Raw genomic sequence first — 23,941 nt, forward strand, 5'->3', positions numbered from 1 at the left:
TTATCTTTGGGATATATTGCTTGATTCCCTAAGATACAAAAAATTAGGGAGACGGGCAAGTCCTGACTGAGCGAAGTTGGGGCTTGCCCGATTTTTTTTCCAGACACAAAAAAGGCCATCTCAATTATATTTCAATTTGAGACAGCCTCTTTTTTTTTGCCCTGACGGGAAGGGAAACGGAAGCTTCCGAATGATGGCCGAAGAGGTTCTCCTATTGTACTCTTTTCCTTTTGGCTACTGTGTCGGTAGAATATATCGCTTTAAAGTTCTTTTCCTTCTTTCTTACGCCGTTTCGGTTCTGTGATAATATCTCTTTGTCTTTTCCTCTTCACCTTTCTTATAGCGCCTTAAATGGCTGAAGATTTGAATTTAATCCGTTTTTCTTGTTAAAAGTTTCGTTTATGCTTGTGGATTTAAGAAAAAGCATTACATTTGCGGTGTACTATTAAACTATTACACTAATATCATTAATCAACAACATGAACACGTCTATGATAAGAATCGAAGGATTGACCTTCAGTTATGGAAAGAGAGCTTCCATTTTCCAGGATTTTTCCCTGGAAATGGAGGCAGGAAAAGTGATAGGCCTTTTGGGAAAGAATGGGACGGGCAAGTCAACTTTACTTTATTTGATAAGCGGTTTGTTGCGTCCGCAAGGTGGTAATGTCTGGATGAAGGGGGTAGATGTACAGAAGCGTCTGCCGGTGACTTTGTGCGACCTATATCTGGTTCCGGAAGAATTTACCTTGCCTAATTTGAGTCTGAAACAGTTTGTAAAGGTAAATGCTCCGTTTTATCCTCGTTTCAGCTGGGAACTGTTGCGGACCTGTCTGAATGATTTTGAGCTGAATGAGGAGATTCACTTGGCAGAGCTGTCCATGGGACAGAAGAAAAAGGCTTACATGTGTTTTGCCTTGGCCACCAATACTTCCTTACTCCTGATGGATGAACCGACCAACGGACTGGATATTCCTTCCAAAAGTCAGTTCCGTAAAGTCATCGCTTCGGGTATGACGGAAGAGAAATCGGTGGTGATTTCTACGCATCAGGTAAGAGACATTGACCGTTTATTGGATCAGGTAGTGGTAATCGATGGGAATGAGGTGTTGCTGAATCGTTCGGTGGTAGACATTACGGACAAACTCTTATTTGCGGAACAAGGGATGAATGAGCCAACGGATGATGCCCTTTTTGTACAGCCATCCGTACATGGAAACAGCGTGATATGGCCTAACCTTTCGGGAGAAGAAAGTCCGTTGAATCTGGAATTGCTGTTCAACGCCCTGTTGACGGAACGTGGGAAAATACAAGCGATATTTAATGATAAATAAACGACACGACATGATGGATACAACTTTTAGTATAGTACGCGTGCGGAATATTATGCGACGCGATTTGATAGAGAACTGGAAAAGTAACCTTTATGGTTTGCTGGGTATTTTTGCGGCCTTCTTTTTCCCGATGTTGGGCCTTTTACAGTCGGCAGAGGAAGGCTTTCCAGAGATTTATTCCTTTCATCGCTTTTGTGGCAATATGTTAGGAGTAATTGGCATGGTAGTAAGTTTTGCGATGCTTTTTTATGCTTCCCGAATTATGAAATGCATGGACAGTAAGGAGAAACGCATCTCTTATTTGCTGCTTCCGGCTACGAAGCTGGAAAAATTCTTTTCACGGGCTGTATTTGTGACCATAGGTACTTTGTTGATGGTGCTGGTAGCCTTGCTGGCATTGGAACTTACTCATTACCTGTTGCTGCCTTTGTTTGATTTACCGGCGATATATAGCCAGCCAATATTAGTGGAAGTCTTTTCCATGAAATGGACTACACATGCTTCGGTAGACGCAACAGGCGAACCCGTATATTCTTGGTGGCTGATGCAACTGCTCGGATGGATATTCTGCCTGTGGAACCATTCTCTCTTTATCTTGGGAGGAAGTTTCTGGTATAAACATCCTTTCCTGAAAACCATTGGAACCTGTCTGGCAGTGACGATTCTCGGAGGAATCTTGTTTGCCAGTCTGGCAGAAGGAGGAGCTTTAATTCGTCTTTCAGAGTGGATAAAGGAGCACTTTCAGGATACCCCTCAATTTGTAGATGGTGTGTTGGCTATAATTACTATTTTCTTCTTTTTATTTACTCTTTTCAACTGGTGGCTGTCGTACCGACTGTTTACCCGTTCACAAGTAATTAAACGAAAACTGTGGCGTCTATGACTTTTAAAGAGAATAAACCGATTTATTTGCAGATAGCCGACCGCATCATGGATGAGATTCTTCAGCATGTATATGAGGAAGAGGGACGCATCCTGTCGGTCCGTGAATATGCGGGCGTAGTGGAGGTCAATGCCAATACAGTGGTCCGTACGTACGACTACCTGCAAAATCAAGGTATTATTTACAACAAGCGGGGATTAGGCTATTTCGTGTCCCCTGGGGCTGCACAGAAGATTGTGGCACTTCGGAAAGAGACCTTCCTCCAGCAAGTATTGCCTGATGTATTCAAGGAGATGTATTTGCTGCATATCCCGATGGAAACCTTGGCAGAAATGTATGAAGCTTATCAAGAAGAACGGAGGAAGTCTGAGTAAGTCTGGGGAAGATAAAACTGGTACTGATGATTTTTGTAAGGAATCGGTGTTACAACAGGAAAGATATATAATCGCTGATAAGAAGACCAGACATCGCAGCAAGCCCAATCGTAAGAGCAATGTTGAGATGACGGTTCTTTTGAATGCTGTTAGATAAAAAGAAAGGAGCTGAAGTAGGAAAGAAATCAAATATTCCTCTCTTCAGCTCCTTTTTATTTTATGTGCATTATAGTCGGATTATAGCGTCACTGTATGCATAATTTTGTCTAAGGCACCGGCATTGTCTCGTACATAGTTTCCGGCTTTCTTGCCTGCTTTGTCCAAGGCCTCGTAATTGGTCAGGAACTCGTCCATGATTTTCTTGAAGTCTTCCGCTCCCTGTATTTCGAAGCCACCCTTGCATTGCAGCAAGCCCTGTGCTTCGCGGAAACGTTTGTTGTTCGGACCGAAGATGACTGGCATACCGTATACCGCCGCTTCCAGTACATTGTGGATACCGACTCCAAATCCTCCTCCGATGTAGGCGATTTCTCCGTAGCGGTAGATAGAAGACAACAGACCGAAACAGTCAATCAGCAGGCAGTCGGCTTCTTTCACCTTTTCCTCTGTGGCCTGCGTGTAACGCACGACCGTACGGTCCAGCTTGCCGATAATCTCTTTCAAATGGCTTTCGTCAATCACGTGGGGAGCGATGATGAGTTTCACCTCCGGATGTGCGTTGAAGTACGGGATGAAAATATCCTCATCCGGTCCCCAAGAACTGCCGGCTACAAAGGCGGTATGGTTTCCTTTGAACAGTTCCACCAAAGGAAGTTCTTTGGCCTGATGACAGATTTCCAGTACGCGGTCGAAGCGAGTGTCACCGACAATCGTTGTATTCGTGATGCCGATGGACTGCAACAGTTTCACGGATGCTTCATCCTGTACAAAGAGGTGGGTAAACGTGTTCAGTACCTTGCGGTAGCTTTTCCCATACCAGCGGAAGAAAATCTGTTCTTTCCGGAAGATGGAAGACACACTGTAGACCGGAATATTCCGTCGTTGCAGTTCCGTCAGGTAATTCTGCCAAAACTCATACTTGATGAAGAAAGCCATGTAGGGCTGGGCCAGATCCAAGAAATGCTTCACGTTGCCCGGCGTGTCCAGCGGAAGATAGCAGACGATGTCCGCTCCTTTGTAGTTCTTCCGTACCTCGTATCCGGAAGGCGAGAAGAAGGTCTGGAGAATCTTGTATTGCGGATATTTTTTCCGGATTTCCTCAATCAGCGGACGGCCTTGTTCAAATTCTCCCAAGGAAGCCGCGTGAAACCATAGGTACTTTTCGCCGCGCACAATTTGTTTTTCCAGTATGCCGAATGCTTCTTTTTCCCCTTTGACCATCAGGGCCACCTTCTTATTAAAAAGTGCAGCCAATCTGACTGCACTTGTATAAAGGGCGATAATAAGATTATAAATCATGTCTTCGTTTATTTGAGTACCTCTACTGCACGGCGCATACGTGCCACTGTTTCTTCCTTGCCCAATACAGCTGAGATATCAAACATGTGAGGACCTTTTCCTTCTCCTACCAGTGTCAGGCGGAAAGCGTTCATGATGTTACCCATGTGATAACCTTTGTCCTCAATCCATTTCATGACCACTTCTTCCTGATGAGCCAGTGAGAAGTCATCCAGTGATTCCAGCAGGTCAGCCAGTTCAGTCATGCGTGCGGCTGAATCTTCTTTCCAGCGTTTTTTCACCGTCTTTTCATCGTATTCTGTCGGAGCCACGAAGAAGAACTTGCAAGTGTCCCACAATTCCTTGATGAAGCTTACACGACCTTTCATCAGTCCGACTACCGTCACTACCTTGTCCATCGGTGCATCGATGCCGTGCTCTTTCAGAATCGGCATGAACAGTTGGGCGATTTCTTCGTCACTCTTCATCAGGATATATTCATGGTTGAACCATTTTCCTTTTTCGTAGTCAAACTTGGCACCGGCCTTACTGCAACGGTGCAGATCGAACAATTTGATCAGTTCGTCCATCGACATGATTTCCTGGTCGTTGCCCGGGTTCCATCCCAACAGGGCCAGGAAGTTGATAACTGCTTCCGGCAGATAACCTGATTCACGGTATCCGGAAGAAACTTCCCCTGTCTTCGGATCGTGCCATTCCAATGGGAATACCGGGAATCCCAGACGGTCGCCGTCACGCTTGCTCAGCTTGCCGTTTCCATCCGGTTTCAGCAGCAGCGGCAGGTGAGCGAATTCCGGCATGGTGTCTTCCCAACCAAATGCACGGTACAGCAGTACGTGCAACGGAGCAGAAGGTAACCATTCCTCTCCACGAATCACGTGGGAGATTTCCATCAGGTGGTCGTCTACGATGTTAGCCAGATGGTAAGTCGGCAGTTCGTCAGCAGATTTATATAATACTTTGTCGTCGAGGATAGAAGAGTTGATGACCACTTCTCCACGGATGATGTCGTGTACATGCACGTCTTCGTTCGGCTCAATCTTGAAGCGGACTACGTACTGTTTGCCTTCTGCAATCAGCTTGTCTACTTCTTCTTTAGGCATGGTCAGCGAGTTGCGCATAGACATACGTGTGGAAGCATCGTACTGGAAGTTCGGAACTTCCTTGCGTTTGGCTTCCAGTTCTTCGGGCGTGTCAAATGCGATGTAAGCCTTTCCGTTGTCCAAAAGCACCTGTACATACTTCTTGTAAATGTCACGGCGTTCCGACTGGCGGTACGGGCCATAGTTTCCTCCAAAGCTGACACCTTCGTCGAACTTGATGCCCAGCCATTTGAACGATTCGATAATGTATTCCTCAGCACCCGGAACGAAACGGTGTGAGTCGGTATCTTCAATACGGAAAACCAGTTCTCCCCCGTGCTGGCGGGCAAACAGATAATTGTACAAAGCGGTACGTACGCCGCCGATATGCAACGCACCTGTGGGACTCGGTGCAAAACGGACTCTTACTTTTCTTTCTGACATTGTGGTTTTTATCTAAAAATACGCCGCAAAATTAATCTAATTTTCCCGTTTTTTTCTTATTTTGCACGCAAAATATCTTTTTGACATGAAAAGTTTACAGACCGAACGACAGTTTTCCTATAAAGGATTGTTATATAAATTAGGTATATTCATCGTAACCGTTAGCGTAATTGTCTATTTTCTGCCGCGTGAGGGGAGGTTCAACTATCAATTTGACATCAACAAACCTTGGAAGTATGGACTGCTTCAGGCCTCGTTTGACTTTCCTATCTATAAGGAAGATGCTGAAGTGCAGCGCGAGCAGGATAGTATCATGCGTCTGTACAGTCCGTATTACCGGTTGGACAAGACCGTGGGCGAACAGATGATACAGCAGTTTAAGAAAGCCTATACTGACAGCTTACATCGCATCATTCCTGCACCGGCTTATGAGCATCACATCGAACGCTTGCTGAAAGTGGTGTATGAAAAGGGTATCTTTGCGCCCAATGATTGGGAAAAGTTACGGAAAGACAGCGTACATGCCATTCAGTTGGTGGATAAGAATACGGCCAATCAGGTGGATGTACACAGTCTTTACAGTTTCAAGACTGCTTATGAGACCTTGATTTATTCGGATACGCTTCATTATCGGAGGAGTTTGTTGCAACGGTGCAACCTGAATGAGTACATTGCTCCGAATTTGGTATACGATGCGTCGAAGTCGGAGGCTGCCAAACAAGATTTGTTGTCTGAACTGTCGTGGGCTAACGGCTTTGTGATGAATGGACAGAAAATTATTGACCGGGGGGAAATTATCGACAGTCGTACCTACAACATTCTGAAATCACTGGAGAAGGAGTGGAACAAACGTAGTGAGACCGTGTCAGAGAAGCGGCTGACTCTGTTGGGCCAATTGCTTTTTGTGGCCTTGCTGGTAGGCTGTTTCATGATTTACTTGGAATTGTTCCGGAGAGATTATTACAAGAAACACCGGATGTTGGTTCTGCTGTTCATTATTATGATTGCCTTTCCGGTTATTTCTTCCGTCATGGTGGAACATGCCTTTATGAGTGTCTATATTGTACCGTTTGCCATGATACCTCTGATTATCCGTATTTTCCTGGATTCCCGTACGGCATTTATGGCTCACATCATTACCATTCTGCTGTGTTCCATCTGTTTGCGTACGCCCCATGAGTTTATCTTGTTGCAGACGGCGGCAGGCATGGCCGGTATCTATAGCTTACGGGAACTGTCTCAGCGTTCCCAGCTGTTCCGTAGTGCGTTGATTGTGGTATGTGCCTATTGCTTGATGTATCTGGCCCTCGATTTGATACACGTCAGTGAAATCGCGCAGTTGAGTACGCACATGTACATGAATTTTGTATTGAATGGCATCCTGCTGTTGTTTACGTATCCGTTGTTGTTTATTCTGGAAAAGACCTTTGGCTTTACCTCGAACGTGACGCTGGTGGAATTGTCCAATATCAACAACAAGCTGATGCGGGAAATGTCGGAAGTGGCACCGGGTACGTTCCAGCATTCCCTGCAACTGGCCAATCTGACGGCTGCCGCAGCCAACCGCATCGGAGCCAACAGTCAGCTGGTACGTACAGGAGCCATGTACCATGACATCGGTAAGATGATGAATCCCGCTTTCTTTACGGAAAACCAGTCGGGCGTGAATCCGCACGACCAGCTCAGCTACAAGCAGAGTGCACAGATTGTCATCAGCCATGTGACCGACGGAATGAAACTGGCCGACAAACACGACTTGCCGCAGGTGATTAAAGATTTCATCTGTACGCACCACGGGAAAGGGCTGACCAAGTATTTCTATATCTCCTATCAGAATGAACATCCGGATGAGGAGGTCGATAAGGAAGCCTTCCGTTATCCGGGACCTAATCCGTTTACCAAGGAACAGGCTATTCTGATGATGGCCGATTCAGTGGAGGCCGCTTCCCGAAGTCTGCCGGAGTATACGGAGGAAAGTATTTCGGCCTTGGTGGAGAAAATTATCGACAGTCAGGTAAACGAAGGCTATTTCAAGGAATGTCCGATTACGTTCAAGGATATTGCTACGGTAAAGGCAGTGTTCAAGGAGAAACTGAAAACCATGTACCACACCCGCATCAGCTATCCGGAACTGAAGAAATAAGAATGACAGAAAAGAAAAGAGTCACGGCGTCAGAAAGGGATGCCGTGACTCTTTTTTATATACGTCCGAGACGTTTCAGACTTTAATCAGTTTATATTTCGGTACCAGTGCTTTCATGACGCACCATGCAATCAGATAAGCCACGGCACAGATGCAGAAGATAATGAAGTAGCCGGCTTCTTTCCCTTCGAATCCCAGGAAAGCCATTTTAGTCGCTTCTGCATAATCGAATAGGATACCTGAACACATGTTGATGAGGAAGGCTCCTACACCGCCTGCCATTCCGCCGATACCGATGATGGTAGCTACCGCACTCTTGGGGAACATATCGCTACCTACGGAGTAAATGTTGGCCGACCAAGACTGGTGGGCAGCTCCGGCAATACCGATGATGATGACCGGGAACCAGTAGGAGATATTACCTAACGGCTGGGCAAACAAGGCCAGCAACGGGAAGACGGCAAAAATCAGCATGGCTTTCATGCGGGCGGCATACGGGTCTTTTCCGGTCTTGTTGATGATGATGGTCGGCAGTTTGCCGCCGTAGATGGAGAGCATGGTGATGGCGTACAGTACAAAAATCAATAGTTGGGCAGTAGAACTGTCGGATGAGAAACCGTACACATCGGAGATGTAAGCCGGGGTCCAGAAGAGGAAGAACCACCATACGCCGTCGGTCAGGAACTTACCGAGGGCTACGGCCCAGGTCTGCCGATAAGTGAAACACTGCCAGAGGGTAAGCTTCGGCTCATTTTCCGTATGGTGAGAGGCATCTTCATTCTCTTTGTCCTGCTGGATGTAAGCCAGTTCCGCGGCATTGACACGCGGATTTTCCTGGGGTTTCTTGTATACGAACAGCCAAAGGCCCATCCAGATGAAACCCAACGCACCGATGACGATGAAAGCCATTTCCCAGCCGTTGCCTACGCCGATACTCTTGAAATAACTGGCCAGTGAAGGAATACTGACCGGGGCAATGAGCGCGCCTACGGTAGCTCCCGCATTGAAAATGGAAGTAGCGAACGCGCGGTCCTTTTTCGGGAAATATTCGGCGGTCACTTTGATGGCGGCCGGGAAGTTGCCGGATTCGCCTACCGCCAGCACGATGCGGGCCGCAATGAAATAATATACGCTGGTAATGGCGATGGTAGAGGTCAGGGCACCGGAAGCGGCAAGCATGTCATTTACATCCTGAAGGCCTACACTCATTTCGGTAGCCCAGCCGCAGAGGGCATGCAGGCAGGCACCGACCGACCAGATGGCAATGGCCCATAAATATCCTTTTCTGCTACCCAACCAGTCGACGAAACGGCCGGCAAAGAGATTCGCAATGGCATAGATGATGGAAAAAATGGCGGTGATGGTTCCGTAGTGTGTGTCTGTCCAGTGAAATTCAGGAGCAATAAAGTCTTTCCACGTGAGGGAAAGTACCTGACGGTCCAGGTAGTTGACTGTAGTGGCGAAAAACAGCATGAAGCAAATAATCCATCGGTAATTGCTTATTTTTTCGCTGGTTGTTTTAAATGTACTCATATGCTGATATTAGATTAAAGATATTTCTTTTACAAACGTTTTGCTTGTAAGTACGGATAAGAGAATTCAGACCGATATGGGCTGAATTCTCGAAAACATTTGGTAAAATTGAGTATGGTTTTCTTCCAAACAGGAAGAAGATGTGTTATCTCATTTCTGTGTATTGGATTTTGTCCATGTCGCCATAGTCCAGGTTTTCCCCGGCCATTCCCCAGATGAACATGTAGTTGCTGGTTCCGGCAGCTGCGTGAATGGACCATTCCGGCGACATGATAGCCTGTTCGTTGGCCATCCATACCAAACGTTCTTCCTGAGGTTGTCCCATCAGGTGGCAAATCATGTTGCCTTCAGGCACATTGAAGTAGAAATAAGCTTCGATGCGGCGGCTGTGTGTATGGGCCGGCATAGTGTTCCACACGCTTCCCGGTTTCAGTTCCGTTAATCCCATTTGCAGCTGGCAAGGACCTTCTTCCAGCACGTTTTTCACAATTAGCTGGTTGATGACGCGGTCGTTGCTTTCTTCCATCTTGCCGGCAGCAAAAGAGTTTGCTTTCAGCGAGCCCTTGCGCCCATCGATGGTAACCCACTGGGTCTTGTATTCTTTGTGGGCGATGGCAGAATTGAGGTAGAACTTGGCCGGTTGGCTGGCATCCTTGCTCTTGAAGGTCACTTTCTGTTTGCCGCGGCCTACGTAGAGGGCCTCCTTGAATTTCAGCTCATATTCCTTGCCGTCTACCGTAACAATACCGTCACCGCCGATATTGATGACGCCCAGTTCCCGGTTGAACAGGAAGTAAGGAGCTTTCAGCGGATCGATGGCATCCAGTGACAGTTCTTTGTGGACCGGCATGGCACCGCCGAAGATGAAACGGTCGTACATGGAGTAGGTGACGTTGATTTCATCGGCCACCAGCACTTTCTCCATCAGGAAGCTGCTGCGCAGCCTTTGGGTGTCGTAGGTTTTTACATCTTGCGGATTGCAGGCGGTCTGCATCCGGTAGTTTACCTGGGCATGAGCCGAAAGAGCCGCCACGCCCAGCATCATAGCCATTGCTAATTTTTTCATAAGCGCTTTATTTGTTTTTTATTCTTTATTCTGTGAAGTTTCGTGCAGGATACGTCGGCGGTTGTATACGGCCATGCCTAAGGTGACGAGGACCAATACCACCGAACCGATTATCTTGAGATGATAGACTGCATGGAAAATTACCCAGGAGAAGATGCTTGAGGCAAAGTCGAGGGCGCCTCCCTGGAATCCTTCCGGTATCTGTACGGCAGTGTCGTGTGTCTTGACAAAAACATCCTGGGCGGCTTGTGTGAAGAACGGGGCCAGGTCGGTCACGAAATACAGACCAATAACCAGAGCCACCAGTCCGACGAGGAAGGTTTTCAGCACGTTGCCTTTGGTGATAGGCAATACGGCTGGGAATAGATAGAACATGCCGGCCAGTGAAGCCAAGGGCAAAAACTGGTTGCCGGGCAGAACCACCGACAGGAACAAAGTGACCGGAATCAGCAGAAGGGAAACCACCAGGGTGGTAGAATGGCCGATGACCAGTGCCGGACTCATGCCGATGTTCAGGCTGGTACTGTGCTTGAATTTGCGGGCAATCAGTTCACGGGTGGCGTCGGAAATCGGGCGCAGCCCCTCAATGAATAAGGAAGTGATACGCGGAATCAGTTCCATGACTGCTCCCATCTTGATGCCCAGTCCTAAGATGGACGGAATCCCGTCAATCAGTTCCTGGGTGTTCTTGCAGGCCAGGGCTCCGATAAGGCAGCCCACGATTACGCCGAGAAACAACGGCTCTCCCATGATGCCGAATTTCCTTTTCATTCCTTCCGCATCGATATTGAGCTTGTCGAAGCCCGGAATCTTGTCGAGTAGCTTGCTGAGGACGAGGGCAAAGGGCACAAATCCCTGACAGAAAGGCTGGGGAATGGATATGCCCTCCATTTTTTCATAATAAGTCTGAAATTGCTTGCTGGTCAGGTCGGCCATAATCAGCGTGAGAATATAGCAGATGATGGCCGAGAAAAATCCCCACCAGATGTTTTCCGTAGCAAAGTAGACCACCGCGCCGATGAAGGCATAATGCCAGTAGTTCCACAGGTCGATGTTGACCGTTTTGGTCGTCTTGGTCAGCAGCATGAGGATATTGATGCCCAGGCATACCGGAATGATGAAGGCTCCCACGGAGGTATTGTAGGCCACGGAGGCGGCAGCAGGCCAGCCCATGTCGAAAATACCCAGGCTCAGGCCATAAATTTCGGTCACTTTCTTCAACGGTTCCCCTAAGCTGCTGGTTAAAAGTGCCGTTACCACAGAGAGTCCCACAAAACCTACTCCGACCAACAAACCGCTTTTCAGTGCTTTGCCGAATTGAATCCCAATACATACGCCTAAAATGGTAAACAGGATAGGCATCATCACGGCTGCCCCAAGCCCGATAATATAGCTAAAAACTTGTTCCATGTTTTTCTTTTCGTTCCCTCTATCAGGTGGATTTCAGGTTAAAAATAAATGATTGCGTGTCAAAATTACGTCCTTTTATTCTAATATCCAATTGACAAGACCTTAATTTTCGCAACTTTGCCGATTAAATAACATTTTTTCGTTTACGCACACGGATATGTTTTCTCAAAGAATCCATTGCGATTTGTGTCAATTTGGTGGATGAGGGTATCCGTAGGAAGAAAAGGGACGGGGAAAGATTAAATGCGAAATGCAGAAGAACTAAAAAAGAAATGGCAGTGCAGTTTCTCTGTTTCACAGTGCGGGATTTGTATCCCACACTGTGAAATATATATCCCACACTGTGGTTTTTGTATCCCACAGTGTGAAACAGAGAATTCATGGGCGTGTGGAGGCAAATTCTCCGATGCGTTTAGGGGTTTTCGGTCTCCTGGATGAAGATTTTTCCGTTCTTCTTTTGTATCTGTACCTGGCTGCCTTTGGCGTTCAAGTTGAAAGGAGTCACTTCGTCGGTACGGTTGTCCACCACCATCAGGGTGTTTTCTTCGGCAAAGCGTTTCACCTGGAATTTGACGGAACTGCTTCCTAAAGTGGAATTAAACAGCAGGCTGTCATTGATGTAGACCGAAAGGCTGTCGCCGGTGAAGGAATCGGCTATCTCTATGGCATAAAGTCCTTCGAAAGTCTTGGTCTTGTCATCATTTTTTGACTGTCCCCGGAAACCTAAATACAAGAAGAGGCATACGATGAAGAAGACGCCGAATGCCAGGATTCCGTTGCCTATCATGAATTGCTTGTTGCTGTTGATACTTTTGTTGTTCATAAATTAAGGTAATTAAAAAAGCGATATTACCCTGCAAAGTAAGTTATTTTCAGTTTGTTTATCGTGTATGTTATAATTTTTTTTCTACATTTGTCCCGAAAAATATAAAAAACGGAATACAGAATATCATGCAAAATAACCTGGTCATAGTGGAGTCTCCGGCAAAAGCTAAGACAATCGAAAAGTTTTTGGGGGAGGGTTATAAAGTTATGTCAAGTTACGGACATATCCGCGACCTGAAACAGAAGGCGTTTAGTATCGACATAAAAGATCATTTCAAACCGATTTACGAAATACCGGAAGATAAGAAGAAACTGGTGTCCGAATTGAAAGAGGAAGCGGCCAAGGCCGATATGGTATGGCTGGCATCCGATGAGGACCGGGAGGGAGAGGCTATTTCCTGGCACTTGTTTGAGGTGTTGAAACTGGATCCGAAGAAAACGCGACGTATTGTATTCCACGAAATCACAAAGACAGCTATCCTGAAGGCAATAGAACACCCTCGGGACATCAATATTGATTTGGTCAACGCGCAGCAGGCACGACGGGTACTCGACCGTATTGTAGGTTTTGAATTATCTCCTGTACTGTGGCGGAAAATCAAGCCGGCGCTTTCGGCCGGCCGTGTACAGTCGGTGGCTGTACGCCTGATTGTGGAACGTGAACGTGAAATCAATGCATTTACCAGTGAGGCTTCTTACAAAGTGGTCGCTGTGTTCAAGGATGCAGAAGGGGCCATTATCCGTGCGACGCTGGGACGTCGCTTCAAGACAAAAGAAGAAGCCCGCCAGTTCCTTGAAAAGTGCAAGGATGCTGATTTCACCATCAAAGATATCATTACCCGTCCGGTGAAGAAATCGCCGGCTCCTCCTTTCACCACCTCTACGCTTCAGCAGGAAGCAGCCCGGAAATTAGGCTATACGGTAGCGCAGACCATGATGCTGGCGCAGCGTCTGTATGAAAGCGGATTGATTACTTATATGCGTACTGACTCAGTGAACCTTTCTGAACTGGCACTGTCTACCAGCCGTGATGCGATTCTGTCCATGATGGGCGAACGTTATGTGCACACACGGCAATATGCCACCAAGACAAAAGGAGCACAGGAGGCCCACGAAGCCATCCGTCCGACGTATATGTCGAATGAATCCATTGAGGGTACTTCGCAGGAGGTACGTCTGTATGAACTGATTTGGAAACGTACGCTGGCTTCTCAGATGGCCGATGCGGAACTGGAGAAAACCACGGCTACCATCTCCATAAGCACCTGTGACGATGAGTTTCAGGCAGTGGGTGAAGTCGTTGTGTTCGACGGTTTCCTGAAAGTGTATAAGGAATCTTTTGATGAAGAAACCGAACAGGAGGATTCTACCGGGCTGCCGAAAATGGAGGTGGGCGAGAACCTGCAACGTGAAGAAATCTCGGCCGTACAGCGATTCAGCCAGGCTCCGGCACGCTATACAGAAGCCAGTCTGGTGCGTAAGTTGGAGGAACTGGGCATTGGACGTCCGTCTACGTATGCCCCGACCATTTCCACAATCCAGCAAAGAGGTTATGTGGAGAAAGGCAATAAGGAAGGTGTGAAACGGGAATATTCCTTGTTGAGACTGAAAGGAAAGGACGTGAAGGAAACCGTGCAGACAGAAATGAGCGGAAGCGAAAAGTCCAAGTTGATTCCGACCGATGTAGGTTGTGTGGTCAATGACTTCCTGATGCAGTATTTCCCGAAGATTATGGATTATAACTTCACGGCCAGCGTGGAGAAAGAGTTTGATGAAGTAGCCGAAGGTGAAAAGAAATGGACCGACCTGATGGAAGTTTTTTATGAGAATTTCCATCCGCTGGTAGAAACTACACTGGCCACGAAGACCGAACATAAAGTGGGTGAACGTATGTTAGGTACAGACCCGAAGACCGGGAAACCGGTTTCTGTAAAAATCGGCCGTTTTGGACCGGTGGTACAGATTGGGTCTTCCGAAGACGAAGAAAAACCGAGATTTGCCCAGTTGAACAAGGGACATTCCTTGGAAACCATCACTTTGGAAGAAGCGCTCGACTTGTTCAAACTGCCTCGTACCTTAGGGGAACTTGACGGGCAGGCCGTTTCGGTAGGAGTAGGCCGTTTTGGTCCTTATGTACGCCACGGCAACGAGTTTGTGTCTATTCCGAAGGACAAGGATCCCATGGCGGTGACCTTTGAGGAAGCAGAGCAGATGTTGCGGGAAAAGAAGGAACAAGAGGCCCAGAAGATTATCAAGCAGTTCCCGGACAATCCGGACATGCAGATTCTGAACGGCCGTTACGGTCCTTACATTGCATATCAGAAGAAAAACTATAAGATTCCAAACAACGTGAATCCAGCCGACCTGAATCTGGAGGCTTGTTTCAAGGTGATTGAACTGCAAAACCAGAAGGCGGAAACGCGGAAAATGAAAGGAGCAAAAGCAAAGAAAAAATAATGAAAAGAGTTTTCTTGATTGGCTATATGGGTTCGGGAAAGACCACACTGGGAAAAGCTTACAGTGCGGCTACCGGACTACAGTTTGTCGACCTTGACTGGTATATTGAGGAGCGTATGCACAAGTCCATTTCCGACTTGTTTGCGGAAAGGGGAGAAGAAGGCTTCCGCCTGCTGGAACAGCGGATGCTCCATGAGGCCGGAGAGTTTGAAAACGTGCTGATTGCATGCGGGGGAGGAACTCCTTGTTTTTTCGATAACATAGATTATATGAATCATACAGGCGAGACAGTATTTCTGGATGTATGTCCGGAGGTACTGTTCCGTCGTTTAAAGATAGCAAAGGCCAAGCGTCCCTTGTTGGCGAACAAAACGGACGAAGAGCTGATGCAGACCATCACTTCCGCCTTGGAAAAAAGACTGCCTTATTACACGAAGGCGAAATGGCGTTTCAATGCGGAGGAACTGGAAAGTTACGAACAGATTGACAAGGCGGTAGACCGCTTGAAGAAATTGATAAATTAAAGAAGTATAAATCTAGACTTTATGTAGTGAAATGAGAAAATGGCGTATTGAAGACTCTGAAGAGCTCTACAACATTACGGGGTGGGGCGTTTCATACTTTGGTATCAATGAAAAGGGTCATGTGGTAGTCACTCCACGCAAAGACGGGGTAGCCGTCGATTTGAAAGAACTGGTAGATGAATTGCAGCTCAGGGACGTGACAGCGCCCATGCTGGTACGTTTCCCGGATATCCTGGACAATCGGATTGAGAAAATATCCAATTGTTTTCATCAGGCTTCCGAAGAATATGGCTATCAGGCCGAAAATTTCATCATTTATCCGATCAAGGTAAACCAGATGAGACCGGTAGTGGAGGAGATTATCAGTCATGGAAAGAAGTTCAATCTGGGACTGGAGGCCGGTTCCAAGCCGGAGCTTCACGCCGTAATTGCCATCAACACGGATTCGGATTCACTGATTATCTGTAATGGCTATAAGGACGAAAGTTATATTGAACTGGCGCTGCTGGCGCAGAAGATGGGCAAACGGATTTTTCTGGTAGTAGAAAAGCTGAATGAACTGAGGCTCATTGCCAAGATGGCCAAGCAGCTGAATGTGCGTCCGAATATCGGAATCCGGATTAAACTGGCTTCTTCGGGAAGCGGAAAGTGGGAAGAAAGTGGAGGCGATGCCAGCAAGTTTGGCTTGACTTCCAGTGAACTGCTGGAAGCCCTCGATTTCTTGGAGAAAAAGGATTTACGGGACTGCCTGAAACTGATTCATTTCCATATTGGCAGTCAGGTGACTAAAATACGCCGCATAAAGACTGCATTGCGCGAGGCTTCACAGTTCTACGTGCAGCTGCATCAGTTAGGTTATCCGGTAGAATTTGTGGATATTGGTGGTGGACTGGGAGTGGATTATGACGGTACCCGTTCTTCCAACAGCGAGAGCAGTGTGAACTATTCCATTCAGGAATATGTGAACGACTCAATCTCCATCATGGTGGATGCCAGCAACAAGAACAACATCCCGCATCCGAACATCATCACGGAGAGCGGACGTTCGCTCACGGCCCATCATTCCGTCTTGATTTTTGAGGTGCTGGAAACGGCTTCTCTGCCTTCCATGGATGAGGATTTTGTGGTGAGCAAAGACGATCATGAACTGGTGCAGGAACTTTATCAGATTTGGGATAACCTGAGTCAGAGCCGGATGTTGGAGGCTTGGCACGATGCGCAGCAAATCCGGGAGGAATCGCTCGATTTGTTCAGTCACGGTATCGTCGACTTGAAGACACGGGCGCAGATTGAACGGATGTACTGGTCGGTGACACGTGAAATCAACCAGATAGCTTCGAACCTGAAACATGCCCCGGATGAATTCCGCAACTTGGACAAATTGCTGGCCGACAAGTATTTCTGCAACTTCTCACTGTTCCAGTCATTGCCGGATTCCTGGGCCATCGACCAGATTTTCCCAATCATGCCGATTCAGCGTCTGGACGAACGTCCCGACCGTACGGCTACATTGCAGGACATCACTTGCGACTCGGATGGAAAGATTGCCAACTTCGTGACCAGCCGGAATGTGGCGCACGATTTGCCGGTACATACCATCAAGGCGAAGGAATCTTATTATATAGGGGTTTTCCTGGTAGGAGCTTATCAGGAAATCCTGGGCGATATGCACAATTTGTTTGGTGATACCAATGCCGTACACGTGAGTGTGGACGACAAGGGCTACAGCATTGATCAGGTGATTGATGGCGAAACTGTGGCCGAGGTACTCGATTATGTGCAGTATAACCCGAAAAAACTGGTTCGTACACTGGAAACTTGGGTGACCAAGTCGGTGAAGGAAGGACGTATTTCTTTGGAAGAAGGAAAGGAATTCCTGGCCAACTACCGTTCCGGATTGTACGGATATACTTATTTGGAGTAAAATAGGAGATAAGCTATGAAAGAGAAACTGACAGTCATAAAGGTCGGAGGGAAAATCGTAGAAGAGCCTGACACATTGAATCAGCTGTTGAACGATTTTTCTTCCATGCCCGGTTATAAGGTACTGGTGCACGGAGGAGGCCGTTCGGCTACCCGTATTGCCGCCCAACTGGGCATTGAGAGCCGGATGGTGAATGGCCGGCGCATTACCGATGCCGATACCTTGAAAGTGGTGACCATGGTCTACGGAGGCTTGGTCAACAAGAATATCGTGGCCGGTTTGCAGGCAAGGGGCGTGAATGCCGTCGGATTGACGGGAGCCGATATGAACGTCATCCGTTCCGTGAAGCGTCCGGTAAAGGATATCGACTACGGTTATGTAGGCGATGTGGAAAAGGTGGATGGAGCCGCTTTGACCGATTTGATTCATCGGCAGATTGTGCCTGTCATGGCTCCATTGACGCACGACGGTCACGGCAACCTGCTGAACACGAATGCTGATACCATTGCCGGAGAAACGGCAAAGGCCTTGGCCGAATTCTTTGAGGTGACACTGGTCTACTGTTTTGAAAAGAAAGGCGTGCTGCGCGACGAGAATGACGACGACAGCGTGATTCCGGTGCTAACTCCCGACTTGTTCAAGCGTTACGTGGACGAAGGTGTGATACAAGGAGGCATGATTCCGAAGCTGGAAAATTCTTTTTCGGCCTTGGACGCCGGAGTTTCGCAGGTTGTAATTACCTTAGCATCAGCCATTCATAAGGACGCTGGAACCATTATCAGAAAATAATTAAAAAAAATCGACGGGTGGGTGTAACTTTTATGAAACTCACCCGTCATTATTATAGAAAGCAATGCAAGAGATCAGTTTTCGTGACGATATCCTACCGCTGAAGGACAAGCTTTTCAGATTAGCCCTGCGTATTACGTTTGACCGGGCTGAGGCGGAAGACATTGTTCAGGATGCACTGATTAAAGTGTGGAACAAACGCGATGAATGGGCGCAGCTGGAATCGGTAGAAGCCTATTGTCTGACCGTTGTCCGCAATCTGGCCATTGACCGGAGTCAGAAAAAAGAAGCTCAGAATCTGGAACTGACTCCTGAAACGCAAGAAATGCCGGATGCATTGACTCCTGAAAGCCAAATGGAACGGGATGAACAGTTCCGGCTGGTGCATAGGCTGATAAATGAACTTCCTGAGAAGCAACGGACCATTGTACAGCTCAGGGATATTGAAGGTAAGAGTTATAAAGAAATTGCGGAGGTGCTGGACATTACAGAAGAGCAAGTGAAAGTAAACCTTTTCAGAGCTCGCCAGCGCATCAAGTTAAAATATAGTGAAATAAACGATTATGGACTATAAGTACATTGAACAACTTCTGGAACGCTATTGGAACTGTGAAACTTCTGTAGAGGAAGAACAGATTCTACGGATTTTCTTTCAGCAGAAAGAGCTTCCTGCTCATTTGCGCCGTTACCGTTCTTTGTTTACTTATCAGGAGGCAGCAGGCGAGATGAAGCTGGGTGAAGATTTTGATCAGCGTGTACTGGCAGAAATTGAACGCCCGGTGGTAAAGGCCAAACGACTGACGCTGTATACGCGCTTTATGCCGTTGTTTAAGGCTGCAGCCATGATGATTCTGCTCTTCACGCTGGGTGGTGTGGTAAAACATGCGGCAGGTGACGGAGATACTTCAGGCATCGTTTATGTATACGACCAATACGAGAATCGTCAGGGAGACCCTCAGGTTGCCTATGAAGGTGATTCGTTGAGAACCTTGATGAAAGAAACTTCTCCCAAGCCCCGGCTGGAGGAGAACAATAACAGATAGAACATTTTCATTTGCTTTTATATAAATATAGTTAGTGCTTATTAGAACTTAAAACAACAATGAGGCTGTGAAGTTTCAATTCTCTCAAAATTAATCTACTAACTAGATAAAAAAGGATTACCGCGTGAGCAGTAATCCTTTTTTGTTTGGAGCTGGTCCGGAAACTTCCGATGGGGAAAGAGGGGAATATTCTTTTTTCGCTATTTTTGCATCAGATTTTGAATAAGGTTACTACATGTTTACAGTAATAGGTTTCATGTTCGGTGGAATGGCAATAGGCTTTCTGCTTCGTCGTCAGAGATTATCCTGGATTAGTAGGGTGATTACCGTCTTGATCTGGGTACTTTTGTTCCTGTTAGGAGTCGAAGTGGGCGGAAACCGCCGGATTGTGGAAGGGTTGGCCACCTTGGGAAGAGAAGCGTTGATGATTGCCCTGGCTTGTGTGCTGGGAAGTTGTGTCCTGGCTTGGGGATTGTGGCATTGGCTGTATAAGAGGAAAGGGAGACGCGTATGAAAGGAAGCTTGATTATTGTAGGCTTTTTTGTATTAGGAACCTTGTGTGGAGCTTTTCATCTGCTTCCTTTCGAGGTGGGGGAGAGTGACATCAGCTTCTATGCGTTGTGCGGTTTGATGTTCAGTGTGGGATTGAGCATCGGAAATGATCCGCAGACTTTGAAGAACTTCCGGGCCTTGAATCCGCGACTGGTTTTTTTGCCTGTGGCCACTATTTTGGGCACGTTAGCAGCCGCAGCCTTGGTCAGTTTGCTGCTGCCCCACCGGAGTATGGCCGATTGCATGGCAGTGGGGTCCGGTATGGGTTATTATTCGTTATCCAGTATTTTTATCACCGAGTATAAGGGACCTGAATTGGGGACGGTGGCGTTGTTGTCGAATATCTTTCGTGAGATTATGACGCTGTTAGGTGCTCCTTTGCTGGTTCGCTGGTTTGGCAATCTGGCACCTATCTCCTCGGGAGGAGCCACGACGATGGATACGACTTTGCCCATCATTACCCGTTGTTCCGGACAGCAGTTTGTCATCGTGTCCATCTTTCATGGGTTTGTGACCGACTTCAGCGTACCGTTTCTGGTCACTTTCTTTTGTTCTTTATAGAAGTGCCTCCGTTATCGATAAAAAGACAGCCCCCGGCATTAAATTTTTTTTCGTGCCGGGGGCTGTCTTTTTCTTTATCAATGTAGTCGGAAGAATCAGTCTTGATAGTATACTCTCTTTACACGGCTGGAAACGCTCGTCAGGATTTCGTACGGAATTGTTTCCAATATATCCGAGAGTACCGTTACCGGAAGATCGTCGCCGAAGATAATGGCTTTGTCACCTTCCTTGCAGTCGATGTCTGTCACGTCAATCATGCACACATCCATACAGATGTTTCCTACGTAAGGAGCTTTCTGTCCGTTGACCAGGCAATAGCCATGTCCGTTGCCCAAGTGTCGGTTCAGGCCGTCGGCATATCCGATAGGAATCGCTGCGATACGGGAATCGCGTGTCAGAACACCTTTCCGGCTGTAACCCACGGTGTCGTCAGCAGGTACATTGTGGATTTGCAGAATAGTGGTCTTCAGGGTGGTGACATTATGGAGTATCTTATTGGTAAACGGGTCAATGCCGTAGAGTCCGATTCCCAGACGGACCATGTCGAATTGTGCGCCCGGATAGCGTTCAATACCCGCCGTGTTACAGATGTGGCGGATGATTTTATGCTTGAACCCTTGTTGAAGTTCGGTTGAGGCTGCTTCGAAAGTTTCTATCTGGTGGCGGGTAAAGGCATCGAAACGTTCTGCATCACTTCCTACCAGGTGAGAGAATACAGACCGGGGGATGACCGCACTTTGTTTTTGCAGGCGTTGTACAAGCTGAGGCATCTCTTCTGGGGCAAATCCTAAGCGGTGCATGCCGGTATCAATCTTGATGTGAATCGGGAAATTGCTCACTCCTTCGCGTTCGGCTGCCTTAATTAGTTCTTCCAGCAGATGGAAGCTGTATACTTCCGGTTCCAGGCGATAGTCGAACATGGTTTTGAAGGCGGTAATCTCCGGGTTCATAATTATAATGGAGCTGTTGATACCTGCTTTTCGCAAGTCGGCTCCTTCGTCGGCTACAGCTACAGCCAAGTAATCTACTCGTTGGTCTTCCAAGGTCTTGGCGATTTCAAAAGAACCGGCTCCATAGGCGGAGGCTTTCACCATGCAGACCATCTTGACTCCCGGTTTCAATTTGTTCCGGTAGTGGTTCAAGTTATCTACCAAGGCATTCAGGTTGATTTCAAGGATGGTTTCGTGTACTTTCAACTCCAATGCGTCGGTAATGTCATCGAAATGGAACACACGGGCACCTTTAATCAGGATGTCTTCGTTGTGCAGTTGATTGAGCAAACCAGAGTTCAACAGTTCAGCCGTGTTCAAAAAGAAATCTTTCTGAATTTCAAACCGGCCGGCTGCCGCAGAAATCTCTTCTCCGACTCCGATGATATGGTCTACTTTTCGGCTGTGTACTAGGTCGGCCACTTGACGGTAGAGTAACTTGCTGGTTTGTCCGCTTTCCAGCATGTCAGAAAGAATCAGTGTACGCTTGCGGGCTTTGTCTTCCGAACGTCGCATCATGAAATCCAGTGCAATGTCAAGAGAGGCAAAGTCGGAATTGTAACTGTCGTTGATCAATGTACAACCGTTTTTCCCTTCTTTCACTTCCAGGCGCATGGCTACCGGTTCCAGGTGAAGCATGCGTTCGGCGATGGCTTCGGGCGGAACCATCAGGTAGAGCGCTACGGCCAAACAATGGAGGGAGTTCTCAATGGATGCATCGTCGATGAACGGAATGCGGTATTCCTTGAAGAATCCCAGGTAACGGTATTTGATGGTAGTGCCTGTATCGTCTTTCAAGATTTTCTCGATGAAGAGCGGACGTTCTGAATCTTTGGTAGACCAGGCAATTTCACGGGCTGTGAACAAGGATTTGGTCACGCAGCTGGCAATGAGTTCGTTGTCACCGTTGTACACAATGACATCGCAGTCCTTAAACAGTTGCAGCTTTTCCATGCACTTTTCCTGCAGGGAAGAGAAATTCTCCTGATGTGCTCCGCCGATATTGGTCAGAATGCCGATGGTAGGTTGGATGATGGGACGCAGAGCTTCCATTTCACCCATTTCAGAAATACCGGCTTCAAAGATGCCCAATTCAGTATGTTCGTTCATGAGCCATACGGACAGAGGCACGCCAATCTGTGAGTTATAGCTTCTTGGAGAGCGGGTAATGACACGGTCAGGACTGAGCAGCTGATACAACCACTCTTTGACGACGGTCTTTCCATTGCTTCCCGTGATACCGATGACAGGTACCTGGAACTGTTCCCGATGCTTGGAAGCCAGTCGCTGCAAGGCTTTCAACGGGTTGGGGACAATCAGAAAATTGGCGTCCTGGTAAGAGGAAGCCGTTTCAGGTATTTCATTCACGACGAAATTGCGTACTCCTTTCTGATAGAGATCTGGGATGTACTTGTGGCCGTCGTTACGTTTTGTTTTCAAAGCAAAAAACAGGGTCTCTTCTGGAAAACACAAAGATCGACTGTCCGTTAGGATCCAGTCGATGGTCGCGGGCGTGTTTCCTCTGCGTTCAGCTCCCAAGATGGAAGTTATTTCTTCAATTGTGCTTGACATGACTTTATTTCCTTTTGAACATCTAAGTACGGTAATTTTTCTTTTAACTCCTCTATCTTTAACAGTATTTGACTTAAAAAGGTTTGATAGGCTTCCGTTTCGGGATTGAAAGGCTTGTGGCCCAGTCCACGTCGTATCTTTTCCCATTCTTTCAGGAAAGAGAGGGTGGAAGGAGTGAAACAACAATTGCTGAAACATTCCCAAATGTATTGGATGGCGAGGGGAGACGGATGCATCATGTCGTCGGCATAGAAACGGTAATCTCGCAGTTCATCCATCATAATCTCATAGGAGGGAAAATAGTGGCAGAAATCGAGTTCCTGACAGATTTTGTCGGTAGCCAGTAACAGATTGGCCTTGCTGAGCTGGTTGCCGTGAAGTCCGTCTTTGAGGTGACGGATCGGGCTGACTGTAAACAGGCATTGCAGGTTGGGTCGGAGTGTGTGAAGCTGTTGGAGAAGGGGAATATAGGCAGCAGCAATTTCCTCCGCACTGACCATTCTCCTGTCAAAGAGACGGGCTGGCAACTTGTGGCAGTTACCTACAATGGCTCCATTTTCTTTCCATGTATACACGAAGGAGGATCCCCAGGTGATGAGTATCCAGTCGGCTTGTAGCAGATTCGCATGCCCTTTACGGATGCGTTCGTTGATTTTTCCCAGGCATTCTTCCTGTGAGGCAGCTGAAAAACAGCTGTGATGCATCAGGCTGTACCATGTACCGTCTGTATGGCGCAAATCCTTCGGCTCGTAACAAGTTCCTTCCAGCAGGCATCGCATGGAAGTGGCAATCGACAGAGGATTGTATAATACTCCGAAAGGATTCATGTCGCAGGTGAATTTGTTCTCCATCAGCAGATTACCGATATGCTCGGAAAAGCAGGAACCCCAAATCATCAATTTGTCAGAATGATGTAGCTTCGGGCCCTTGACTGGCAGTTCAACTTTTGTCCTAAATTCCATAATCAGAGAAAATTTACTG

At 47.3% G+C, this 23,941-nt stretch carries 20 protein-coding genes; 12 read left to right on the forward strand and 8 right to left on the reverse strand.

Translation table 11 applies throughout. The features are described 5' to 3' along the window. The first annotated feature begins 491 nt into the window (after window positions 1-491). The 3 genes from RDP42_RS04540 to RDP42_RS04550 are packed head-to-tail and all read left to right on the forward strand — an operon-like array spanning window position 492 to window position 2,588. Complete coding sequence (locus tag RDP42_RS04540; protein WP_308762717.1) at window positions 492-1,331, forward strand: ATP-binding cassette domain-containing protein; 840 nt, start codon at window positions 492-494, stop codon at window positions 1,329-1,331. Then, window positions 1,321-2,214, forward strand: a complete 894-nt coding sequence (locus tag RDP42_RS04545; protein ID WP_308762718.1) for a hypothetical protein — start codon at window positions 1,321-1,323, stop codon at window positions 2,212-2,214. The genes RDP42_RS04540 and RDP42_RS04545 overlap by 11 nt, the downstream gene beginning before the upstream one ends. After that, the gene (locus RDP42_RS04550) at window positions 2,211-2,588 is read left to right on the forward strand and encodes a GntR family transcriptional regulator (protein ID WP_308762719.1); all 378 of its coding nucleotides are present in this window, start codon (window positions 2,211-2,213) and stop codon (window positions 2,586-2,588) included. Before RDP42_RS04545 ends, RDP42_RS04550 begins: the two co-directional genes overlap by 4 nt. 237 nt (window positions 2,589-2,825) lie before the next feature. On the opposite strand, the gene RDP42_RS04555 is transcribed toward RDP42_RS04550, so the two are convergent. Both RDP42_RS04555 and gltX read right to left on the reverse strand, forming a co-directional pair. Beyond that, a complete protein-coding gene (locus RDP42_RS04555) occupies window positions 2,826-4,046 on the reverse strand; it encodes a glycosyltransferase N-terminal domain-containing protein (RefSeq protein WP_308762720.1) in 1,221 nt (406 codons plus the stop codon). 8 nt (window positions 4,047-4,054) lie between these two features. Beyond that, a complete protein-coding gene (gene gltX, locus RDP42_RS04560) occupies window positions 4,055-5,572 on the reverse strand; it encodes a glutamate--tRNA ligase (protein ID WP_308762721.1) in 1,518 nt (505 codons plus the stop codon). A gap of 85 nt (window positions 5,573-5,657) precedes the next feature. On the opposite strand from gltX, the gene RDP42_RS04565 reads away from it, so the two are divergent. Then, window positions 5,658-7,715 carry an HDIG domain-containing metalloprotein gene (locus tag RDP42_RS04565; protein ID WP_308762722.1) on the forward strand — a complete coding sequence of 686 codons (2,058 nt, stop codon included), beginning with the start codon at window positions 5,658-5,660 and terminating at the stop codon, window positions 7,713-7,715. Window positions 7,716-7,790: 75 nt separating this feature from the next. On the opposite strand, the gene RDP42_RS04570 is transcribed toward RDP42_RS04565, so the two are convergent. From RDP42_RS04570 to RDP42_RS04585, 4 genes are all read right to left on the reverse strand, one after another. Then, entirely contained in the window at window positions 7,791-9,248 is a 1,458-nt protein-coding gene (locus RDP42_RS04570) for an MFS transporter (protein WP_303915320.1), read from the reverse strand. A 145-nt stretch (window positions 9,249-9,393) separates the two neighbouring features. Further along, on the reverse strand, window positions 9,394-10,314 hold the full coding sequence (gene kduI / locus RDP42_RS04575; RefSeq protein ID WP_308762723.1) for a 5-dehydro-4-deoxy-D-glucuronate isomerase: 921 nt from the start codon (window positions 10,312-10,314) through the stop codon (window positions 9,394-9,396). Window positions 10,315-10,332: 18 nt separating this feature from the next. After that, entirely contained in the window at window positions 10,333-11,724 is a 1,392-nt protein-coding gene (locus RDP42_RS04580) for a PTS transporter subunit IIC (protein ID WP_308762724.1), read from the reverse strand. 412 nt (window positions 11,725-12,136) lie between these two features. Continuing rightward, window positions 12,137-12,547, reverse strand: coding sequence for a hypothetical protein (locus RDP42_RS04585; protein WP_308762725.1), 411 nt, complete (start codon window positions 12,545-12,547; stop codon window positions 12,137-12,139). Between the two features lie 128 nt (window positions 12,548-12,675). Here RDP42_RS04585 and topA point away from each other — a divergent pair, with 128 nt between their 5' ends. The 8 genes from topA to RDP42_RS04625 all read left to right on the forward strand — a co-directional run bounded on the left by topA (window position 12,676) and on the right by RDP42_RS04625 (window position 20,399). Beyond that, window positions 12,676-15,006 carry a type I DNA topoisomerase gene (gene topA / locus RDP42_RS04590; protein ID WP_308762726.1) on the forward strand — a complete coding sequence of 777 codons (2,331 nt, stop codon included), beginning with the start codon at window positions 12,676-12,678 and terminating at the stop codon, window positions 15,004-15,006. Further along, window positions 15,006-15,530: a shikimate kinase gene (locus RDP42_RS04595; protein WP_308762727.1), complete on the forward strand. Its 525-nt coding sequence runs from the start codon at window positions 15,006-15,008 to the stop codon at window positions 15,528-15,530. Before topA ends, RDP42_RS04595 begins: the two co-directional genes overlap by 1 nt. A gap of 31 nt (window positions 15,531-15,561) precedes the next feature. Beyond that, the gene (speA, locus tag RDP42_RS04600) at window positions 15,562-17,454 is read left to right on the forward strand and encodes a biosynthetic arginine decarboxylase (protein ID WP_303915302.1); all 1,893 of its coding nucleotides are present in this window, start codon (window positions 15,562-15,564) and stop codon (window positions 17,452-17,454) included. Window positions 17,455-17,469: 15 nt separating this feature from the next. After that, window positions 17,470-18,243 carry an acetylglutamate kinase gene (gene argB / locus RDP42_RS04605; protein WP_308762728.1) on the forward strand — a complete coding sequence of 258 codons (774 nt, stop codon included), beginning with the start codon at window positions 17,470-17,472 and terminating at the stop codon, window positions 18,241-18,243. 64 nt (window positions 18,244-18,307) lie between these two features. Beyond that, window positions 18,308-18,817, forward strand: coding sequence for an RNA polymerase sigma factor (locus tag RDP42_RS04610; RefSeq protein ID WP_204480174.1), 510 nt, complete (start codon window positions 18,308-18,310; stop codon window positions 18,815-18,817). Continuing rightward, the gene (locus RDP42_RS04615) at window positions 18,807-19,286 is read left to right on the forward strand and encodes a hypothetical protein (RefSeq protein WP_303915294.1); all 480 of its coding nucleotides are present in this window, start codon (window positions 18,807-18,809) and stop codon (window positions 19,284-19,286) included. Before RDP42_RS04610 ends, RDP42_RS04615 begins: the two co-directional genes overlap by 11 nt. A 235-nt stretch (window positions 19,287-19,521) precedes the next feature. Continuing rightward, window positions 19,522-19,800, forward strand: coding sequence for a LysO family transporter (locus RDP42_RS04620; protein ID WP_308762729.1), 279 nt, complete (start codon window positions 19,522-19,524; stop codon window positions 19,798-19,800). Next, complete coding sequence (locus tag RDP42_RS04625) at window positions 19,797-20,399, forward strand: lysine exporter LysO family protein (RefSeq protein WP_204476067.1); 603 nt, start codon at window positions 19,797-19,799, stop codon at window positions 20,397-20,399. Before RDP42_RS04620 ends, RDP42_RS04625 begins: the two co-directional genes overlap by 4 nt. A 95-nt stretch (window positions 20,400-20,494) precedes the next feature. On the opposite strand, the gene RDP42_RS04630 is transcribed toward RDP42_RS04625, so the two are convergent. After that, entirely contained in the window at window positions 20,495-22,960 is a 2,466-nt protein-coding gene (locus RDP42_RS04630) for a bifunctional UDP-N-acetylmuramoyl-tripeptide:D-alanyl-D-alanine ligase/alanine racemase (protein WP_308762730.1), read from the reverse strand. Continuing rightward, window positions 22,936-23,922, reverse strand: coding sequence for a GSCFA domain-containing protein (locus RDP42_RS04635; RefSeq protein ID WP_308762731.1), 987 nt, complete (start codon window positions 23,920-23,922; stop codon window positions 22,936-22,938). The genes RDP42_RS04630 and RDP42_RS04635 overlap by 25 nt, the downstream gene beginning before the upstream one ends. Window positions 23,923-23,941: the final 19 nt, after the last annotated feature.

This window comes from uncultured Bacteroides sp., from assembly GCF_902472605.1.
Taxonomy (GTDB): Bacteria; Bacteroidota; Bacteroidia; order Bacteroidales; family Bacteroidaceae; genus Phocaeicola.

Excerpts from the sequence above, each read along its gene's own strand:
- speA (WP_303915302.1), top strand. The coding sequence starts at position 15,562 with ATGAGAAAATGGCGTATTGAAGACTCTGAAGAGCTCTACAACATTACG.
- argB (WP_308762728.1), top strand. The coding sequence starts at position 17,470 with ATGAAAGAGAAACTGACAGTCATAAAGGTCGGAGGGAAAATCGTAGAA.
- RDP42_RS04625 (WP_204476067.1), top strand. The coding sequence starts at position 19,797 with ATGAAAGGAAGCTTGATTATTGTAGGCTTTTTTGTATTAGGAACCTTG.
- RDP42_RS04555 (WP_308762720.1), bottom strand. The coding sequence starts at position 4,046 with ATGATTTATAATCTTATTATCGCCCTTTATACAAGTGCAGTCAGATTG.
- gltX (WP_308762721.1), bottom strand. The coding sequence starts at position 5,572 with ATGTCAGAAAGAAAAGTAAGAGTCCGTTTTGCACCGAGTCCCACAGGT.
- RDP42_RS04550 (WP_308762719.1), top strand. The coding sequence starts at position 2,211 with ATGACTTTTAAAGAGAATAAACCGATTTATTTGCAGATAGCCGACCGC.
- RDP42_RS04585 (WP_308762725.1), bottom strand. The coding sequence starts at position 12,547 with ATGAACAACAAAAGTATCAACAGCAACAAGCAATTCATGATAGGCAAC.
- RDP42_RS04635 (WP_308762731.1), bottom strand. The coding sequence starts at position 23,922 with ATGGAATTTAGGACAAAAGTTGAACTGCCAGTCAAGGGCCCGAAGCTA.
- RDP42_RS04610 (WP_204480174.1), top strand. The coding sequence starts at position 18,308 with ATGCAAGAGATCAGTTTTCGTGACGATATCCTACCGCTGAAGGACAAG.
- RDP42_RS04595 (WP_308762727.1), top strand. The coding sequence starts at position 15,006 with ATGAAAAGAGTTTTCTTGATTGGCTATATGGGTTCGGGAAAGACCACA.
- RDP42_RS04540 (WP_308762717.1), top strand. The coding sequence starts at position 492 with ATGATAAGAATCGAAGGATTGACCTTCAGTTATGGAAAGAGAGCTTCC.
- RDP42_RS04565 (WP_308762722.1), top strand. The coding sequence starts at position 5,658 with ATGAAAAGTTTACAGACCGAACGACAGTTTTCCTATAAAGGATTGTTA.
- RDP42_RS04570 (WP_303915320.1), bottom strand. The coding sequence starts at position 9,248 with ATGAGTACATTTAAAACAACCAGCGAAAAAATAAGCAATTACCGATGG.
- RDP42_RS04620 (WP_308762729.1), top strand. The coding sequence starts at position 19,522 with ATGTTTACAGTAATAGGTTTCATGTTCGGTGGAATGGCAATAGGCTTT.
- topA (WP_308762726.1), top strand. The coding sequence starts at position 12,676 with ATGCAAAATAACCTGGTCATAGTGGAGTCTCCGGCAAAAGCTAAGACA.
- kduI (WP_308762723.1), bottom strand. The coding sequence starts at position 10,314 with ATGAAAAAATTAGCAATGGCTATGATGCTGGGCGTGGCGGCTCTTTCG.
- RDP42_RS04580 (WP_308762724.1), bottom strand. The coding sequence starts at position 11,724 with ATGGAACAAGTTTTTAGCTATATTATCGGGCTTGGGGCAGCCGTGATG.
- RDP42_RS04630 (WP_308762730.1), bottom strand. The coding sequence starts at position 22,960 with ATGTCAAGCACAATTGAAGAAATAACTTCCATCTTGGGAGCTGAACGC.
- RDP42_RS04545 (WP_308762718.1), top strand. The coding sequence starts at position 1,321 with ATGATAAATAAACGACACGACATGATGGATACAACTTTTAGTATAGTA.
- RDP42_RS04615 (WP_303915294.1), top strand. The coding sequence starts at position 18,807 with ATGGACTATAAGTACATTGAACAACTTCTGGAACGCTATTGGAACTGT.